The sequence below is a fragment of the Nocardioides seonyuensis genome (genome assembly GCF_004683965.1).
Taxonomy (GTDB): domain Bacteria; phylum Actinomycetota; class Actinomycetes; order Propionibacteriales; family Nocardioidaceae; genus Nocardioides; species Nocardioides seonyuensis.
Genome location: NZ_CP038436.1, coordinates 317,386 through 334,754 on the forward strand (window position 1 = coordinate 317,386; position 17,369 = coordinate 334,754).

Consider the following 17,369-nt stretch of genomic DNA (forward strand, 5'->3'; position numbering starts at 1 on the left):
CCCCCATCACTGCTCCCTCGTCGTGTCAGCAAGAATCGGCAGGCGCGCGCGGATCGTCGTACCTGTCCCGACCTCCGTGAGCACCTCGAACGAGCCGCCCAGCTCCTCGGCCCGCTCGCGCATCGAGGACAGGCCTACACCCGACGGGCGGTCCGGGGCCAGACCTGTGCCCGCGTCGCGGATGGTCACCACGAGCTCATCGGGCTCACGCCTGAGGAGGACCCGACACTCGTCGGCCTGGCTGTGTCGTTGCGCATTGTTGACCGCCTCGATGGCGATCCGGTAGGCCGCGACCTCCACCGCTGCCGGCAGCGGGTCGACGTCGTCGGAGGCCTCGACCGTCCAGGCCATTGCCTGCCGTGCCCCCCTGCTCTGCTCGGCCGCGCGCTGGCGAAGCGCCGTGACGAGACCCAGCTGGTCCAGCGCGGGCGGGCGAAGCCCCTCCACGAGGCGACGCACCTCGGCGATCTCATCGCGCGCCTGGTCGGACAGCCGACCCACCAGGTCTGCCGCCGCCCCGGGGTCTTGGGCGATCAGCTCCTGCGCCCCTTCGAGGCGCATGGCCAAGGTCGCCAGCGACGGTCCCAGACCGTCATGGAGGTCGCGCCGGATCCGGCGGCGCTCCTCCTCACGCGCGGACACGAGGCGTTGGCGCGAGCGTTGCAGCTCACGGTTGACCGACACGGCCTGCACCAGGGCTCCGGCCTGGGTCCCCACGTCCTCCAGGAGGCGCCGGTCACCCGGACCGAAGGGGTCGTGCGCGGCGTCGACCTCGAGCATGAGCCTTCCCAGCGTGGTGCGTCCGACGACCAGGTCGATCGTCGCCGGTGTGCCGTACGACGTGCCGACGGCCGTGGAGATCGCCTCGGACGTCGGAGTCGCGAAGACCTCCACCGCCGCGAAGGACAGGTGCAGGCGCCGCGACAGCAGCTCCAGCATCTCACCCAAGGCGTCTTCGGGGGCCGTCAACGGGTCGAGACGACGCAGGTCGGCCACGACCCGGCGAGGGAACTCCCGGTCTCCGTAGACCATGCGTCGCAGCGTGCGCTGCACCCAGACCGCGACCGGCAGCAGGACCAGTGCGGCGAGGCCTCCGGCCAGCATCGAGCCGACCGAGACGTCGGCGGCGAGGTCCGCGGCACGCACGAGTCCCGTGAACGCAGCCGCCACCACGACCAGGACGATGGCCTGGACCAGGCCGCGGCGCACCTTGGGCTCGATCTCACCGAGCCGGTAGTGCGCGATCGCGGATCCGACGCAGCCCACGACGGCGGTGAGCACCACCAGGAGCAGGAGCTGCCGAGGCAGCACCGTCTCCCCCGTCAACCAGCGTGCCACCGGGTCGAGGAGCAGCCAGGCCCCCACTCCTGATCCGACACCGAGGAGCACGAGCCTGGTCGCCAGCACGTCCTCACGACGCGATGCACGCGCCTGGTCGAACGCCACCACCGACAGGAGCACGGGGATCGTGGCAACCACTGCAGGCCCGAGGACGGTGCCGATGACCTGGAGCCGTTCGCCCGGGGACCCCGCGCGCCCGAGCGCGACAGCGAGCCACACGGCGTACCCCACCCAGGGGACGAGGAGCGCTGTCAGGATGACCGGCGGGTACCGACGCCGCCACGCGTCGGCGGGGGCCAGTGCGGCGACCGCCACGAACACACACCCGACGCCGAGGGCGGCGAGCGCCTCCCCGCCCACCTGCGGCCACGTGCCCCGCGATCCGGCGAGGTCGATGGCACCGATGCCCCAGGGCGCGCTCGTGAGGACGGCGGGGAGCCCGGCGGTGCCCGCGAGGAAGGCCCTGGCAGCGGTTGCGCCCGGGCGACGCCAGAACACCGCGGAACCTGTCAGCAGGAGGATGAGGCACACCGCAACTGCCGCGACGTCCTGCACGATCGCGTCGGCCAACGGGAAGCGGACCAAGGTGACGTCCAGGTCGAGGATCCGGTCGAGGCCCCGAGCCGGCCGTCTCACCTCGTAGGTGACCACCTCACCGACGAGCCGCTCGGGCGGGGACGCGGTTTCCAGCCACTGACCGACGGAGCGTCCCCCGATGGCCAGCACGGTGTCGCCGGGACGCAGCGGACCGTCGCCGAGCGCGCGAGCCACCAAGGCCCCGCCGTCCCGGCCCGCGCCACCGTGGGCGGAGGAGAGCACGGTCCCGTCGGATGGCCCTGCGAACAGCGCACCCACCACCCACACGACGGGCACCACCCAGGCGACCGCGATCACGGTCAACCTGCGGGCGCGCGACATGGAGGCATCGTCCACCCCGGGGGTGGTGGTGGGAAGCACCACCCGCGCGTGGCTCCCGGATCAGCAGCTCGAGCGCCGCTCGGCCGACCTGCAGGTGTCGTTGCCCTTCTTGCCCCGGGCGATGTCGAAGCCCGCGCCTCCCTCGAGCCGGTCGGGCTCGTTGGAGCCGATCAGCACGTCGGCGCCACCACGCCCGTAGATCTGAGCCCGGTAGTCGAGGTCGGCGGTGATGATCTCGGAGTCGTTGGTGCCCTTGTAGATCGTCGTGGCCCGGCCCGGCAGGTAGACGTCGGAGAAGCCGTCGATGGTGCCCTCGAGCGACGTCGGCACGAGGTCGCGCACCTTCGTGCGGCCCCGCTTCTGGTCCAGGCGCACTCGCGCCTTGACCGCAGGGTTCGGGTTGGCCAGCAGCCGCAGCCTGTCCTGGCCGCCGTGACCCTTCGCCACGAAGCCGCTCTCGACCGGTAGGGGGAAGGTCACGGTGTCGGCTCCTCCGCCGCCGCGGAACACCTGGTGCAGGACCGAGGTGCTCGACAGGCGGTCCTGGCCGGTGCCGCCCACGAACATGTCGGACCCCGAGGAGCCGGTGAGCGTGTCGTCGCCGGCACCGCCCACCACCGTGTCGTTGCCGGCAGGACCGGAGCCGTCGGCGCTGATGGTGTCGTCACCGCCGTTGCCGAACGCCTTGTCGTCCCCGTCGCGCAGGGAGATCCAGTCGGCGGAGTTGGTGCCGAAGACGGTGTCGGCGTGCTGGGTGCCGATCAGCCGCATGCCGGTGGGGATGGTGACGATCGAGTCGGTGCCCTCGGCGGTGGTGACGACGGGACTCACCCGCAGGTTGATCACCAGGCCGGTCGGCGCTCCCGAGAAGCTCACGCCGTCGGGCACCGCCGTCACCCCGGCCGAGACGGGACGGGGGTCGGCGCCGGGGTCGACCCGGTCGTCGCCCTCGCCGGGCACCAGGGTGTCGCCCACGCGCCGGACTCGTCCGTAGGGGTCTGCCCAGTAGGCGTCCGCCTCGCCGAACAGCCGGTCGTCGCCGGGCCCCCCGAAGATCTTGTCGGCGCCCTCCCCACCGCAGACGAGGTCGTTGCCGCCGAGGCCACGGATCGTGTCGTTGCCGGCTCCTGCGACGATCACGTCACGTCGCGGGGTGCCCTTGATCCGGTTGTCCTGGGCGTTGCCGACGATGGTGGCCTTGACGCCGGCGCAGGTGGGGGCAGCGGCGTCGGCGGCCGGGACGGCACCCAAGGGGGTGACGACCCCCAGGACGAGCGCGGTGATCGAGACGAGACGCATGGTGGACCCCCGAGTGTGTGGCGTGCGGTCCCCTACTCATACCGTGGACGGACCTGACCCAAACCTCAGTCCTGCGCGACCGCGTCGGGACCGCCCTCGAGCAGCGCGACGAACTGCGCCTCGTCGAGCGTGCGCACGCCGAGCTGCTCGGCCTTGTCGGCCTTGGAGCCGGCGTTCTCCCCGACCACGACGAAGTCGGTCTTCTTCGACACCGACGAGGAGGCCTTGCCACCGCGGCTGATGATCGCCTCCTTGACGGAGTCGCGGGTGAACCCCTCGAGGGAGCCGGTGGCGACGACCGTCAGCCCCTCGAGCGTGCGCGGGACGGACTCGTCGCGCTCGTCGGCCATGCGCACCCCTGCGGCGCGCCACTTCTCGACGATCTCGCGGTGCCACTCGCTCTCGGGCCCGTCGAACCACTCCCGCACCGAGGCGGCGATCGTGGGACCCACTCCCTCGGTGTCGGCCAGCTGCTCCTCGTCTGCGTCGCGAACCGCGTCGAGGGAGCCGAACCGCGTCGCCAGGGCGCGGGCCGCGGTCGGTCCGACATGACGGATCGACAGGGCCACCAGGACCCGCCAGAGTGGGACGTCCTTGCGGGTCTGGAGGTTGTCCAGCAGCCGCTCGCCGTTGGCACTGAGCTGGGGCCCCTCCTCAGTCTTCTTCGGCGCCCTGGTGAAGAGGGTCGTACGGCGCAGCTTGTCGGCGTCGAGGCCGAACACGTCGCCCTCGTTGACGACGACACCGGCCTCGTGGAGCGCGGCCGCGGCCTCGGCACCGAGCCCTTCGATGTCGAAGGCTCCGCGGCCGGCCATGTGGAAGACGCGGTCGAGGACCTGGGCGGGGCACTCGCGGTGGTTGGGACAGCGCAGGTCCTTGTCACCCTCCTTCTGCTGGACCAGCGTCGTGCCGCAGGACGGGCACTCGGTGGGCATCTCCCACTCAGGCAGGCCCTCCTCGCGCAGCGCCAGCACCGGGCCGAGGATCTCGGGGATCACGTCGCCGGCCTTGCGCAGGATGACCGTGTCGCCGGGGCGGACGTCCTTGCGGCGGACCTCGTGTGCGTTGTGGAGGGTGGCCCGCTCGACGGTCGAGCCAGCCACCCGAGTCGGCTCCATCACGCCGTACGGCGTCACGCGTCCGGTGCGTCCCACGTTGGTGCGGATCTCCAGCAGGCGCGCGTTGACCTCCTCGGGCGGGTACTTGAAGGCGATGGCCCACCGCGGAGCACGCGAGGTCGAGCCCAGACGCCTCTGGAGCGCTACGTCGTCGACCTTGATGACCACGCCGTCGATCTCGTAGGGAACGATCGAGTGGCGCTGCTCGCCGACGAGATCCACGAACGCGCGGACCTCCTCCATCGACGGCAGGACCCGCACCTGGTCGGAGACCGGGAGCCCCCACGCCGCCAGGGCCTCGTAGGCCTGGGACTGCGCGGTCGGCTCGAAGCCCTCGCGGGCACCGATCCCGTGGCAGACCATGCCGAGCGCCCGCGTGGCCGTCACGCGGGGGTCCTTCTGGCGAAGCGACCCGGCCGCGGCGTTGCGGGGGTTGGCGAACATCGCCTTGCCGGCCTCGCTCATCGACAGGTTGAGCGCCTCGAACGCCGCGACGGGAAGGAACACCTCGCCGCGCACCTCGACCAGTGCCGGCACGGCGAAGCCGTCGCTCGGCGTGAGCCGGTCGGGCACCGACTCGATCGTGCGCACGTTGGGGGTGACGTCCTCACCGGTGCGGCCGTCGCCACGGGTGAGGGCTCGCACGAGGCGGCCGTTCTCGTAGAGCAGGTTGATCGCGAGGCCGTCGACCTTCAGCTCGCACAGCAACGCCGGATCGTCGATCCCGTCCCGGACGATCCGGTCGTACCAGCTCGTCAGCTCCTCGTCGCTGAAGGCGTTGTCGAGGCTCTCCATCCGCTGCAGGTGGTCGACGGCGGTGAACTCGGTGGACACCGCCCCGCCGACCTTCTGGGTCGGCGAGTCGGGGGTGCGCAGCTCCGGGTAGGCCTCCTCGAGCGCCTCGAGCTCACGCATCCGCGCGTCGAAGTCGGCGTCGGAGAGGGTGGGGTCGTCCAGGACGTAGTAGCGCCACCGCGCCTCGTCGACCTCCTCCGAGAGCGCCTGGTGACGCTCACGCGCCTCGGCGGGAGCCGCCTCCACCTCGACCTGCTCCGGGCCTCCCGGCTCGTCAGTGCTCATGGGGACCATCCTGCCGTGCCCCACCGACGAGACATCTGAGGACGTGGCGAACGGGTCCTCCCCGATGTCCGACCACACCGTCCTCGGATAATCGCTTGCGCGGGATGGAACGAGACAGTACCGTTCCATCAGACAGAACGAAACCGTACCGTTCCATGACCGCAGGAGGCGTCGACCGTGACCCCGGAGCAGGCAGCGACCCGTCCCCGTGTGGAGGGCGACCGCGAGGCCGAGATCCTCGACGCCACCATCGAAGTCCTGGTCGAGGTCGGCTACGACCGCCTCACGATGGACGCGGTGGCCCAGACCGCCAAGGCGTCCAAGGCCACGCTCTACCGGCGGTGGGAGTCCAAGCCCGCCCTGGTGTTCGACGCGGTCTGCTCCCGCAAGGTGGCCCATCCCGAGCCCGACACGGGGAGCCTGCGCCAGGACCTGATCGAGGCCTACTGCGGCGTGGGCGCCTTCGGCGATTCCCAGGCCCCCGCCGTCCTGGCCGCAGTCGTCACGGCCATGAGCCGGGACGAGGAGTTCGCCGAGACCTACCGCCGAGACTTCATCGGCCCCAAGATCGAGGTGTCGCGCCGCATCTACCAGCGCGCCATCGAGCGCGGGGAGATCCCTCCCCACGTCGACGTCGACCTCCTGGCGCCCGCCGCTGCCGGGATCGTCCTCCACCGGGTGTTCCTGCTCGGCGAGACGCCCGACGCCGACCTCATCGCTCGCGTGGTCGACCACCTGATCCTCCCGGCGGCGCGCGCTGCCGTACCCGCTCCCTGACCCGCTGCTCCCCGGTTCTCCGAGCCCAGAGCTCCTCACGAAGGACGTCCATGACCGACACGACCGCCACCGAAACGACCCCGCTCGAGCCGGAGGTCACCCCCGCCGAGCACCGCCGGCTCACCTGGGCCCTGGTGCTGATCTCCCTCGCCCAGCTGATGGTGGTGCTCGACAGCACCATCGCCAACATCGCGCTCCCCTACATCGGGGGCGATCTCGACATCGATGACGCCAACCTGTCCTGGATCGTCACCGCCTATGCCCTCACCTTCGGTGGGTTCCTCCTGCTGGGCGGTCGCCTGGCAGACCTCTACGGCCGCCGCCGGGTCTTCATGATCGGCGTCCTGGTGTTCTCGGCCGCGTCGTTGCTGGGCGGCATGGCGCAGACCGAGCTCCTCCTGCTCAGCGCCCGAGGCCTCCAGGGCCTGGGTGCTGCCATGGCCTCCCCCGCCGCCCTCGCGCTGATCACCACCACGTTCCCTGCCGGTCGCGAGCGCAACCGAGCCTTCGCGATCTACGCCGCCATGGCCGGCGTGGGTGCCGCCGTCGGCCTGATCCTCGGTGGCTGGCTCACCGGCCTCGACTCCCCGCTGGGCGTCGCCGGCTGGCGCTACACCTTCTTCGTCGTCGTCCCGATCGGCATCGCGGCCGCGGTGTTCGCGCCCAAGGTGCTCCCCGAGTCCGAGCGCCACACCGGCGAGCTCGACGTCCCCGGTGCCGTGACTGCCACGGCCGGCCTGTTGTCCATCGTCTACGGCCTGACGCGGGCAGGTCAGGAGAGCTATGGCTGGGGCGACACGTGGACCATCACGGCGCTCGTCGTCGGCGTGGCCCTCCTCGCGCTGTTCCTGCTCATCGAGACCCGCGTGGTGCACCCGCTGATGCCGTTCCGGGTGTTCGCCAACCGCAACCGCGCGACCGCCTTCGCAGTGATGATGATCGTGCCGGCCGCGATGTTCGCGATGTTCTTCTTCCTCAGTCTCTTCATCCAGAGCATCGTCGGCTACTCGCCTCTCCGCACCGGCTTCGCGTTCCTGCCGTTCTCGATCGCGATGATCGTCTCGGCGACCCTGGCCTCCAAGCTGATCAGCCACGTCGACCCGAGGTTCCTCTCCGGCGTCGGCACGCTGATGTCCGCGACCGCCCTCTTCGGCTTCTCGCGACTCTCGGTCCCCCAGGACGCGGCAGGCATCCTGACGTCGGGGCGCTACCTCGGCGACGGGGTCAGCTACTGGACCGACGTGCTTCCCTTCGTGGTGCTGATGGCGCTCGGCATGGGCCTGAACTTCGTGCCCCTCACCCTCGTCGCCCTCCACCACCTGAGGGCGCAGGACAGCGGGATCGGGTCCGGCGTCCTCAACACCATGCAGCAGGTCGGTGGAGCACTCGGGCTCGCCGCGCTTAGCACGGTCGCACTGCACTTCAGCCAGGACCGGGCCGAGGAGGTCGGCCCACAGTTGGCCGGCGCGGCAGCACAGGGCGGGACCGACCTCACCCCCGAGGTGCTGGCGGGCCTGACCAGGGCGGCGGGCTTCGCCGACGGTGCCACCCAGGCCTTCCTCACGGGCGCCGGGATGATGCTGGCGGCCTCCCTCCTCGTCTGGGTCTTCCTCGACGTCAAGCACGAGGAGCTCGCCACGGACGGTCCACAGGAGGTGGCACCGGTCCACTGACGTCCCATCCACCCCGACGACCGCGACGAAGGACAGGTGTGACTGACTCCGACGTGACCCGGTACGACACCACGGGACGCCCGCGAGCCGTGATCGTCATGCTCCACGGCGGCAAGCCCCACTCCACGCTGGCGGCGGACCGCCGCAGCGCGTCGTGGCTCCGCTCCGCGTCGATGGCTCGCACCCTCGCGGGCCCCGCACGTGAGGCCGGCGCGTCGGTGTGGCTGGTCCGCTACCGGGAGCGCGGCTGGAACGGCGGGGCGGACCGGCGCGAGGACGCGGTCGCTGCCCTCGACCAGGTCGTCACCGAGCACGGCGAGGTCCCGGTCGCGCTGCTCGGGCACTCCATGGGCGCCCGGGTCGCGGTCCACGTCGCCGACCACCCCTCGGTCGTCGGCGTGGTCGGGCTCGCCCCGTGGTGGTCCGCCGCCGACCCGGTGCACACGGTGCGGGGCAAGACCGTCGTCGGTGCCCACGGGCGGCACGACCGCATCACGTCCTTCGACCAGACCGTGGCCTACCTCGACCGCGCCCGGCCGGTCGCCGCAGAGGTCGCCCTGCACGACATGGGCCCGCTCGGCCACTACATGCTCACCGGCGTGCGCGAGTGGAACCGCGTGGCCCTGGAGTCCTCGCTGGCGATGGTCGGCGGGCTCAGAGCCTGAGCGCGACGTCGCGGCTCAGCGACATCGCGCGCCGGCTCCAGTCGGACGTCGCGCCTGCCAGCCCGCAGGTGGGCGTGATCACGAGCGACCCGCTGACGGACTCGTGGTCGAGCCCCAGCATGTCGAGCCATCGGAGCACCCGCTCGACCGACGCGGCGTCGGTCGGGGGGGTGGTCGGCTCGGTGGAGGGCACGACGCCGAGCGCTGCCGTACGACCGGACTCGAGGGCCTCGGCGAAGACGTCCAGGTCGGCAGCGCCGAGCAGCGACAGGTCTGCCGACAGTCCGACCGCCCCCGAGCCGGCGACCAGTCCCCACGGCGTGTCCGCCGCGCACGAGTGGACCCAGGGCTCTCCCCCGGCGGCAGAGATCGCCTCCATCACCCACTCCAGGTGGGCAGACGCCTCGGGCAGGTCGACCCGGCGGTGCCGCCCGAAACCGCTCGCGGTGGGCACCCCTCCTCCCACGACCGCGGCCAGCGCCGGCTCGTCGACCTGTACGACGACCCGGTCGACGTCGCGGAGCCGGCGTCTCACGTCCGCCACGTGCTCGCGGACACCCTCGGCGAGCGCCTGGGCGAGGTCACGGCGGGCTCCGTGGTCGGACACCACCTTGTCGCCGCGCGGCTTCTCGACGGTCGCCGCGAGGGTCCACGGTCCGGTGACCTGCACCTTGAAGCCCCCGGTGAGGCCATGGCCCTGCTCCTCGACCTGGTCGAGGTCCTGGGCGAGCAGCGACCGCGCGCGCCGGTGGTCGACGCCGGGGGCGTCGGTGAGGCGCCATCCTGCGGGCTGCAGGTCGGCACCCAAGCCCGACACCACCGCGAGGGCGCGTCCCACCATCGACGCGGTCATGCCGCGCCCCGGCAGCTCGGGCAGGTGGGGGAGGTCGGGCAGCTCGCCCAGCACCGTGCGGACGGCCTCGGAGTAGGCGCGGTCGTCGTCTCCGGGCAGGGACCCGATGCCGGTGGCGGTCGTCATGCGTCGCCAGCCTCCGCCAGCAGCCGGGCAGCGGCACGGTCGACGGAACGGGTCGTCGAGCTGACCAGGGCGATCCCCACACCGTGGTCGCGGTCGATCCCGACGAACGAGCGGAACCCGCCCGTGCCGCCGTTGTGCCAGGTGACGGTGCGCCGGAGGAGCGGGCCGGTGAGCCATCCGGCTCCGATCCGCATCCTCCCCACGAACGGTGCGAGCGGATCCAGGGCGTCGGCGCCGGGGATCGTGCGGTCGAGCATCGCGCGGAGCAGGACGGCCAGGTCGGCCGCGGAGGACCGCACTCCCCCGGCGGGGGCGACGGCCTCGTTGGACCACGGCTCGACGGAACGGCCGGCACGGTTGCGCGGCGTCACCGCTCCGGGCCGCAGCTGCGCGACGGACGTGGGGACGTAGGTGTCCACCAGGCCGAGCGGCTCCGCGATCCGCTGGGTCACCAGGTCGGCGTACGGCCTCCCTGCGGCGGCCGCCACCGCGTGGCCGAGCAGCTCGAACCCCAGGTTGGAGTAGGCCGGTTTCGGTCTTCGGACCTTGACGTCTTCCAGCTGGGCGAGCAGACCGCCCAGGTCCTCGCGGTAGGGATTGCGGCCCGAGCGCCACAGGGCCCAGGTGCGGCCGAGCATCTCGGACCCACCGGCCAGTCGTGGCAGGCCAGCGGAGTGCGTGGCGAGCGAGGCCAGGCGGATCTGCCCGAGGGCATCGGGGACGTCGAGGAGGTCTCCCAGCAGGGCCTCCTCGGCGACCTCGCCGCGCGAGACGGCGTCGCGCCACAGCATCCCGGTGATGCCCTTGGTCACCGACCCGAGCTCCACGTCACCGTGGACGTCGGTGCCGACCGCGTCGGTCTCGGCGCCGTGGGGAGTCACCAGTGCAGCGACGAACGTGGTGTGGCGCGGACCCAGCAGGTCGCCGGCCCGCGCGGCGAGTGGGGTCACGCGAGGGCCTCGCTGCGTGAGGTGGCGCTGATCGTGGCGGAGCCGACCACGCGCGAACCCTCGTAGATGACCGCGGCCTGGCCGGGGGCGATGCCCTCGGCGGGCTCGAGGAGCTCGATCTCGACGACGCCTCCATCGGGACTGACCGACACCGCGGCGCGGTGCTCGGCACCGTGGGCGCGCAGCTGCACGGTGACGTCGTCGGCGTCGAGCACGGCCGGCACGGTGCCGCACCACCGGGGCCTGACGCCGCTGATCCGGTCGATGGCGAGCCCGGCGCGCGGCCCCACGGTGACCGTGCCGCTCACCGGCTCGATGTCGAGCACGAAACGGGGCTTGCCATCCGGAGCGGGAGTGCCGAGTCGCAGGCCTCGACGCTGGCCGATGGTGAACCCCACCGTGCCGCCGTGGGTGCCGAGGACCTCGCCCGAGACGCTGTCGACGATGTCGCCGCCGGTGTTGGGGTTGCGCGCGCCGAGCTTCTCCTTGAGCCAGCCGGCGTTGTCGCCGTCGGCGACGAAGCAGATGTCGTGGGAGTCGGGCTTGTCGGCGACCAGGAGCCCGCGCCCGGCCGCCTCCTTCCGGACCTGGGGCTTGGTCGAGTCACCGAGGGGGAAGAGCGAGTGGCGAAGCTGCTCCTGGTCGAGGACACCGAGGACGTAGGACTGGTCCTTCGCGTGGTCGACGGCGCGATGCATCTCGATCAGCCCGTCCGCCCCCGTGCGCAGCTGCGCGTAGTGGCCGGTGGCGACGGCGTCGAAGCCCAGCCCCAGCGCCCGGTCCAGGACCGCGGCGAACTTGATCTTCTCGTTGCAGCGCAGGCAGGGATTGGGCGTCCGGCCTGCGGCGTACTCGTCCATGAAGTCCTCGACGACGTCCTCGTGGAAGCGGTCGGAGAGGTCCCACACGTAGAACGGGATCCCGATCACGTCGGCCGCACGCCGCGCGTCGTTGCTGTCCTCGATCGTGCAGCAGCCGCGAGCACCGGTTCGGTAGGACTTGGGGTTGCGCGAGAGCGCCAGGTGGATCCCCGTCACCTCGTGGCCGGCCTCCACGGCCCGCGCCGCGGCGACCGCGGAGTCGACGCCGCCCGACATCGCCGCCACGACCTTCATGCCCGGGCCGCCCTCGCTCGCTCGACGGCAGGGCCGATGGCCTCCACCACGGCGTCGACGTCGGACTCGCGCGAGGTGTGCCCGAGCGAGAAGCGCAACGAGTGGCGGGCCTGGTCGTCGCGGCACCCCATCGCGATGAGCACGTGCGAGGGCTGCGGCACCCCCGCCGAGCAGGCGGAGCCGGTCGAGCACTCGATGCCGCGCGCGTCGAGCAGCATGAGCAGCGAGTCGCCCTCGCAGCCCGGGAAGCCCAGGTGGGCGTTGCCGGGCAGTCGCCCCTCCCCGGCCGGAGCGCCGTGGAGGTGCGCGTCGGGGACCACCTCGATGACGCGCCTGACCAGGTCGTCGCGCAGCGCCTGCACCCGCGAGGCGTGCTCGGGCTGAGCCTTGACCGCCGCCTCGACCGCGGCGGCGAGGCCGGCGATCGCCGGGACGTCGAGGGTCCCGCTGCGGATGTCGCGCTCCTGCCCTCCCCCGTGCACCAGGGCAGCAACAGGGAGATCTCGTCGTACGACGAGCGCGCCCACGCCGTAGGGCCCGCCGACCTTGTGCCCGGTGAACGTCAGCGCGTCCACCCCGCTGGTCCCGAAGTCGACCGGAACCGAGCCGACAGCCTGGACCGCGTCGGTGTGGACGGGGATCTCGTGCTCGGCGGCGATCTCCACCACCCGGTCGATCGGCTGCAGCGTGCCGACCTCGTTGTTGGCCCACATGACCGAGATGAGGGCGACCGACCCGGGGTCCCGCGCGACCGAGGCGCGCAGGGCGTCGAGGTCGAGGACACCGAGGTTGTCGACGGGCAGCAGCTCGACCACCGCCCCGGTCTCCTCAGCCAGCCAGGCGAGCGGGTCGAGGACGGCGTGGTGCTCGATCGCCGTGGAGAGGATCCGCACGCGGCGCGCATCTGCGGACCGCCGCGCCCAGAAGATGCCCTTGAGCGCGAGGTTGTCGGACTCGGTGCCCCCGGAGGTGAACACGACGTCGCCCGGCCGGCAGCCGAGCGCCCGCGCCACGGTCTCGCGCGACTCCTCCACCACGCGGCGTGCCGCCCGGCCCGAGCCGTGCAGGGAGCTGGCGTTGCCGACGTCGGCGAGGTGCCGGGTCATCGCCTCGATCGCGACGCCGCGCATCGGAGTCGTCGCGGCGTGGTCGAGGTAGACGTGTGGCTCTGTCATGACCCGGCAAGCCTACGTTGCCTCAGAGCACGACCAGGTCGTCGCGGTGGACGACCTCTCGCTCGTAGCCCGCGCCCAGCTCGACCTTGAGGTCGGCGGTCGACCGCCCGAGCAGCGCCGGCAGCTCACCCGCGTCGAAGTTGACCAGACCCCTGGCCACGACCTGGCCGGAGGGGTCGACCAGGTCGATGGGGTCTCCGGCGACGAACGCGCCCGAGACGGAGGTGATGCCGGCAGGGAGCAGCGAGGCGCCCCGCTCGACCACGGCCCGGACGGCGCCAGCGTCGAGGGAGACGGTGCCCTGGCCCGACGTGGCGTGGGCGAGCCACAGCAGCCGCGTCGGACGCCTGCGTCCCGTCGCCTGGAACAGCGTCCCGACCTCGGTCCCCGACAGTGCGGCTGCGGCCTGCTCGGCGGAGGTCAGCACGACCGGGATGCCGGCGCCGGTCGCGATGCGAGCGGCCTCGACCTTGGTCGTCATCCCCCCGGTGCCGACGCCTGCGCCTCCGGGCGCCCCCAGCTCGACGCCGCCCAGGTCGTCGTCGGACCCGACCAGCGGGACCAGGCGGGAGCCCGCGCGCGAGGGAGGGCCGTCGTAGAGGCCGTCGACGTCGGAGAGCAGGACGAGGAGGTCGGCGTGGACCAGGTGCGCGACCAGCGCCGCCAGCCTGTCGTTGTCGCCGAAGCGGATCTCGTCCGTCGCGACGGTGTCGTTCTCGTTGACGATCGGCAGCACGCCGAGCTCGAGCAGCTTGGCAAACGTCTGGTGGGCGTTGCGGTAGTGCGATCGCCTGGTGACGTCGTCGACGGTGAGCAGCACCTGCCCGGTGACCAGCCCGTGGCGGTCGAACTCCTCCTGGTAGCGGTGTGCGAGCAAACCCTGGCCGACCGACGCCGCGGCCTGCTGGGTGGCGAGCCCACGCGGACGTCGCTTGAGGCCGAGCGGCGACAACCCGGCAGCGATCGCACCGGAGGACACCAGCACCACCTCGGTCCCTCGTGACCGCACGCCGGCAAGGACCTCGACCAGCTGTCGGACGCGCGCCGGGTCGATGCCGCCCTCGGTGGTGGTCAGCGAGGACGAGCCGACCTTGACGACGATCCGCCGAGCCGCGAGGACCAGCGACTTGCGACCGGTCACTCCTCGCCGTCCCAGTCGGGGTCCTGCGGAGAACCGATCTCGTAGGCCATGGGCCCGATCCCGGAGCTGTTGGCGGCCTTCTTCTCGGCGCGCTTCTCGCGGTCGATGCGCCGGGCGACATCGGCTCGCGTCTCGGTCTCGCCGCGCTCGGGCATCTGCTCCTGGATGTCGCGCCGGCGAGTGGCCGAGGGACGCTCCTCGCGCAGCCGCTCGTCCTCACCCCGTCGACCCAGCATCTCGGCGCCGGCCTCGATGCCGGGCTTGAAGTCGAAGACGACCGAGTTGTTCTCGGGGCCGATGAGGACCGGGTCGTCCTCGACCGCACCCATCTCGACGAGCTTGGCCTCCACGCCGAGGCGGTTGAGGCGGTCTGCGAGGAATCCGACGGCCTCCTCGTTGCTGAAGTCGGTCTGGCGCACCCAGCGCTCGGGCTTGATGCCGCGGACGCGCCAGCCGTCCGGGGTCTCGATGACCTCGAAGTCAGCACCGCCGTCGATGGAGGGCGGCCGGAGCACGATCCGGGTCGCCTCCACGACCGGCTTCTCGGCGCGGGCCGCCTCGACGATCTCCGCCATCGCGAAGGTGAGCTCGCGCAGGCCGGCCCCCGACGCCGCACTGACCTGGAACACGCGCAGGCCACGGCCGGCCAGGTCGTCGACGACCATGTCGGCGATGTCCTGGCCGTCGGGGACGTCGATCTTGTTGAGGGCGACCAGGCGGGGGCGGTCCTCGAGGCCGCCGTAGCGCTGGAGCTCTCCCTCGATGATGTCGAGGTCGTCGACCGGGTTGCGGCCGGGCTCGATCGAGGCCGTGTCGACGACGTGGACCAGGGCCGCGCAGCGCTCGACGTGGCGAAGGAAGTCGTGGCCCAGCCCCCGGCCCTCGGCGGCGCCCTCGATCAGGCCGGGCACGTCGGCGACCGTGAACGTCGTGTCCCCCGCAGTGACCACGCCGAGGTTGGGCACGAGGGTCGTGAAGGGGTAGTCGGCGATCTTGGGACGAGCACGCGAGATGGCGGCGATCAAGGAGGACTTGCCGGCGCTGGGGAACCCGACCAGGCCGATGTCGGCGACCACCTTGAGCTCGAGGCGGACGTCCAGCTCGTCGCCGGGCTCGCCGAGCAGGGCGAAGCCGGGCGCCTTGCGCTTGGACGACGCCAACGCCGCGTTGCCGAGTCCTCCACGACCACCAGCCGCGATGACCATCTCGGTGCCGGCCCCGACCATGTCGCCGAGGACGTTGCCGTGCATGTCCTTGACGAGCGTGCCGTCAGGGACGAGGAGGACCAGGTCCTTGCCGTGGGCGCCGTTGCGGTGGGCACCCGCGCCGTGACCGCCGTGCTCGGCGGTGCGCTTGGGGCTGTGGTGGTAGTCGACGAGCGTGGTGACGTCGGTGTCGACCCGCAGGATCACCGAGCCGCCAGGCCCGCCGTTGCCGCCGTCGGGCCCGCCGAGGGGCTTGAACTTCTCGCGGTGCACGGACGCCACGCCGTTGCCGCCCCGCCCTGCTGCGATGTGCAGCGTCACGTGGTCGACGAAGGTCGGGACTGCCATGGGGTTCCTGCCTGAGGAGTGGTGGAGAAATGGAGCGGAGGGCGTCCCCAGCATAGGGACGCCCTCCGCGGAAGATTCAGTGTCGCTGGTGCGTCACTCGCCAGGGACGATGTTGACGACCTTGCGGCCCCGGCGGGTGCCGAACTCGACGGCGCCGGCCACCAGGGCGAACAGGGTGTCGTCGCCGCCGCGACCCACACCCGAGCCCGGGTGGAAGTGGGTGCCGCGCTGGCGGACGATGATCTCGCCGGCGTTGACGGTCTGGCCGCCGAAGCGCTTGACGCCCAGGCGCTGGGAGTTGGAGTCGCGGCCGTTCTTGGTGGACGCGGCGCCCTTCTTGTGTGCCATGAGTTCAGTCCTTCTCGAGGAGTTGCGACCTGGAGCGTGGGCTCACAGGGAGATGTCGGTGACCTTGACCTGGGTGTACTTCTGGCGGTGACCCTGGCGCTTCTTGTAGCCGGTCTTGTTCTTGTACTTCTGGATGATGATCTTCGGGCCCTTGGTCCGCCCGGTGACCTCGACGGTCACGCTCGCCTTGTCGAGGCCGGTCGCGGTGACCTTCTCGCCGTCGACGACCATCACCACGGGCAGGGTGAGGGTGTCACCCTCGGCAGCCATCGCGTCGATCTCGATGACGTCGCCCACGGCGACCTTCTGCTGCTTGCTGCCACTGCGCACGATCGCGTACACGGCACTCTCCTCGTCGGGACTTGCATGAAACTGATGGGTCAGGACTGGTGGGCCAGCACTGACGAGTCAGGACTGACGGCCTGCGCACGACACCGCCTACGCGGGCGCACAGGAATCGGCGCATGATCACGCCGACGGTCAAGAGTACGGGATCGGCCCTCGGAGCCGCAAAATGCCGACCTCCGACATACTGGCCGACGTGCTCGATCCCGGGCACGAACACCACACGAGGGGAAAAGATACATGAGCTCCACACCGCCTCCGGGGGACGGATACGGCCAGCCCGACTACGGCCAGCAGCCTCACGGCCAGCCCGACTACGGCCAGCAGCCGGCCCAGCCCTACGGTCAGGCCCCCTACGGCCAGTCGTCGTACGGCACGGCCGGCGACGGCCAGCAGGCCCTCATGACCGAGCCCCCGAAGTCCGTCCGGACAGCCGTCAACCTGATCTGGGCCCGCGTCGCGCTGACCGTGCTGACGATGGTGGTCACCTTCGTGATGCTCGACTCCATCATCGACGAGGCGCTGGAGAGCCAGCCGCCGACGGACGGCGTCAGCGCCGCCGACCTCGAGAGCTTCACCAGGGCGTTCGCGATCGGGACCATGGTGATCTCCCTGCTCGTCAGCGTCGGCCTGGCCATCGTCCTGCTCATGTTCATCAAGAAGGGAGCCAACTGGGCACGCATCGTCTTCACGGTGCTGACGGCGCTGGGCCTCCTCTTCGGGCTGTTCAGTTTCACCCAGCCCCAGCCCGGGATCATCCCGATCCTCAACGGCGTCTACATGGCGCTCGGGGTGGCGACCCTGTGGTTCCTGTGGCAGAAGGACTCGAACGCCTGGTTCGCCAGGCGCGCCTGACCCGACACGAGAAGGACGCCCGCCGCGATCTCGCGGC

The 17,369-nt window shown here is 71.7% G+C and carries 15 protein-coding genes; 4 read left to right on the forward strand and 11 right to left on the reverse strand.

Annotated elements, in window-relative coordinates:
- Positions 1–6: 6 nt before the first annotated feature.
- The 3 genes from EXE58_RS01550 to ligA all read right to left on the reverse strand — a co-directional run bounded on the left by EXE58_RS01550 (position 7) and on the right by ligA (position 5,756).
- Complete coding sequence (locus EXE58_RS01550; protein WP_135266256.1) at positions 7–2,259, reverse strand: sensor histidine kinase; 2,253 nt, start codon at positions 2,257–2,259, stop codon at positions 7–9.
- 60 nt (positions 2,260–2,319) lie between these two features.
- A complete protein-coding gene (locus tag EXE58_RS01555) occupies positions 2,320–3,558 on the reverse strand; it encodes a calcium-binding protein (protein ID WP_135266257.1) in 1,239 nt (412 codons plus the stop codon).
- A gap of 65 nt (positions 3,559–3,623) precedes the next feature.
- Positions 3,624–5,756, reverse strand: coding sequence for an NAD-dependent DNA ligase LigA (gene ligA, locus EXE58_RS01560; protein ID WP_208544096.1), 2,133 nt, complete (start codon positions 5,754–5,756; stop codon positions 3,624–3,626).
- A gap of 177 nt (positions 5,757–5,933) precedes the next feature.
- On the opposite strand from ligA, the gene EXE58_RS01565 reads away from it, so the two are divergent.
- Genes EXE58_RS01565 through EXE58_RS01575 form a run of 3 tightly spaced genes read left to right on the forward strand, consistent with a single transcriptional unit; the run spans position 5,934 to position 8,871 of the window.
- Positions 5,934–6,533 carry a TetR/AcrR family transcriptional regulator gene (locus EXE58_RS01565; protein WP_135266259.1) on the forward strand — a complete coding sequence of 200 codons (600 nt, stop codon included), beginning with the start codon at positions 5,934–5,936 and terminating at the stop codon, positions 6,531–6,533.
- A 50-nt stretch (positions 6,534–6,583) separates the two neighbouring features.
- Positions 6,584–8,206: a DHA2 family efflux MFS transporter permease subunit gene (locus EXE58_RS01570; protein ID WP_135266260.1), complete on the forward strand. Its 1,623-nt coding sequence runs from the start codon at positions 6,584–6,586 to the stop codon at positions 8,204–8,206.
- 38 nt (positions 8,207–8,244) lie between these two features.
- A complete protein-coding gene (locus EXE58_RS01575) occupies positions 8,245–8,871 on the forward strand; it encodes an alpha/beta hydrolase (RefSeq protein WP_208544097.1) in 627 nt (208 codons plus the stop codon).
- Here the strand turns inward: EXE58_RS01575 and EXE58_RS01580 are convergent.
- From EXE58_RS01580 to rplU, 8 genes are all read right to left on the reverse strand, one after another.
- A complete protein-coding gene (locus EXE58_RS01580) occupies positions 8,861–9,850 on the reverse strand; it encodes a uroporphyrinogen decarboxylase/cobalamine-independent methonine synthase family protein (RefSeq protein ID WP_135266261.1) in 990 nt (329 codons plus the stop codon). The genes EXE58_RS01575 and EXE58_RS01580 overlap by 11 nt on opposite strands.
- Positions 9,847–10,800, reverse strand: a complete 954-nt coding sequence (locus EXE58_RS01585) for a serine hydrolase domain-containing protein (protein ID WP_135266262.1) — start codon at positions 10,798–10,800, stop codon at positions 9,847–9,849. Before EXE58_RS01585 ends, EXE58_RS01580 begins: the two co-directional genes overlap by 4 nt.
- Entirely contained in the window at positions 10,797–11,915 is a 1,119-nt protein-coding gene (gene mnmA, locus EXE58_RS01590) for a tRNA 2-thiouridine(34) synthase MnmA (RefSeq protein ID WP_135266263.1), read from the reverse strand. The genes EXE58_RS01585 and mnmA overlap by 4 nt, the downstream gene beginning before the upstream one ends.
- Positions 11,912–13,090, reverse strand: coding sequence for a cysteine desulfurase family protein (locus EXE58_RS01595; RefSeq protein ID WP_135266264.1), 1,179 nt, complete (start codon positions 13,088–13,090; stop codon positions 11,912–11,914). Before EXE58_RS01595 ends, mnmA begins: the two co-directional genes overlap by 4 nt.
- 22 nt (positions 13,091–13,112) lie before the next feature.
- Entirely contained in the window at positions 13,113–14,231 is a 1,119-nt protein-coding gene (gene proB / locus EXE58_RS01600) for a glutamate 5-kinase (protein WP_208544098.1), read from the reverse strand.
- The gene (obgE, locus tag EXE58_RS01605; RefSeq protein WP_135266266.1) at positions 14,228–15,784 is read right to left on the reverse strand and encodes a GTPase ObgE; all 1,557 of its coding nucleotides are present in this window, start codon (positions 15,782–15,784) and stop codon (positions 14,228–14,230) included. The genes proB and obgE overlap by 4 nt, the downstream gene beginning before the upstream one ends.
- Positions 15,785–15,877: 93 nt before the next feature.
- Positions 15,878–16,132 (reverse strand): 50S ribosomal protein L27, encoded by a 255-nt coding sequence (gene rpmA, locus EXE58_RS01610; RefSeq protein WP_135266267.1) that lies wholly within the window; start codon positions 16,130–16,132, stop codon positions 15,878–15,880.
- Between the two features lie 42 nt (positions 16,133–16,174).
- Positions 16,175–16,474: a 50S ribosomal protein L21 gene (rplU, locus tag EXE58_RS01615; protein ID WP_135266268.1), complete on the reverse strand. Its 300-nt coding sequence runs from the start codon at positions 16,472–16,474 to the stop codon at positions 16,175–16,177.
- 243 nt (positions 16,475–16,717) lie between these two features.
- Between rplU and EXE58_RS01620 the strand changes: the two genes are divergently transcribed.
- Complete coding sequence (locus tag EXE58_RS01620; RefSeq protein ID WP_135266269.1) at positions 16,718–17,332, forward strand: DUF4064 domain-containing protein; 615 nt, start codon at positions 16,718–16,720, stop codon at positions 17,330–17,332.
- The last annotated feature ends 37 nt before the right edge of the window (positions 17,333–17,369 follow it).

Excerpts from the sequence above, each read along its gene's own strand:
- EXE58_RS01555 (WP_135266257.1), bottom strand. The coding sequence starts at position 3,558 with ATGCGTCTCGTCTCGATCACCGCGCTCGTCCTGGGGGTCGTCACCCCC.
- EXE58_RS01570 (WP_135266260.1), top strand. The coding sequence starts at position 6,584 with ATGACCGACACGACCGCCACCGAAACGACCCCGCTCGAGCCGGAGGTC.
- rpmA (WP_135266267.1), bottom strand. The coding sequence starts at position 16,132 with ATGGCACACAAGAAGGGCGCCGCGTCCACCAAGAACGGCCGCGACTCC.
- EXE58_RS01595 (WP_135266264.1), bottom strand. The coding sequence starts at position 13,090 with ATGACAGAGCCACACGTCTACCTCGACCACGCCGCGACGACTCCGATG.
- EXE58_RS01620 (WP_135266269.1), top strand. The coding sequence starts at position 16,718 with ATGAGCTCCACACCGCCTCCGGGGGACGGATACGGCCAGCCCGACTAC.
- EXE58_RS01550 (WP_135266256.1), bottom strand. The coding sequence starts at position 2,259 with ATGTCGCGCGCCCGCAGGTTGACCGTGATCGCGGTCGCCTGGGTGGTG.
- obgE (WP_135266266.1), bottom strand. The coding sequence starts at position 15,784 with ATGGCAGTCCCGACCTTCGTCGACCACGTGACGCTGCACATCGCAGCA.
- EXE58_RS01580 (WP_135266261.1), bottom strand. The coding sequence starts at position 9,850 with ATGACGACCGCCACCGGCATCGGGTCCCTGCCCGGAGACGACGACCGC.
- ligA (WP_208544096.1), bottom strand. The coding sequence starts at position 5,756 with ATGAGCACTGACGAGCCGGGAGGCCCGGAGCAGGTCGAGGTGGAGGCG.
- mnmA (WP_135266263.1), bottom strand. The coding sequence starts at position 11,915 with ATGAAGGTCGTGGCGGCGATGTCGGGCGGCGTCGACTCCGCGGTCGCC.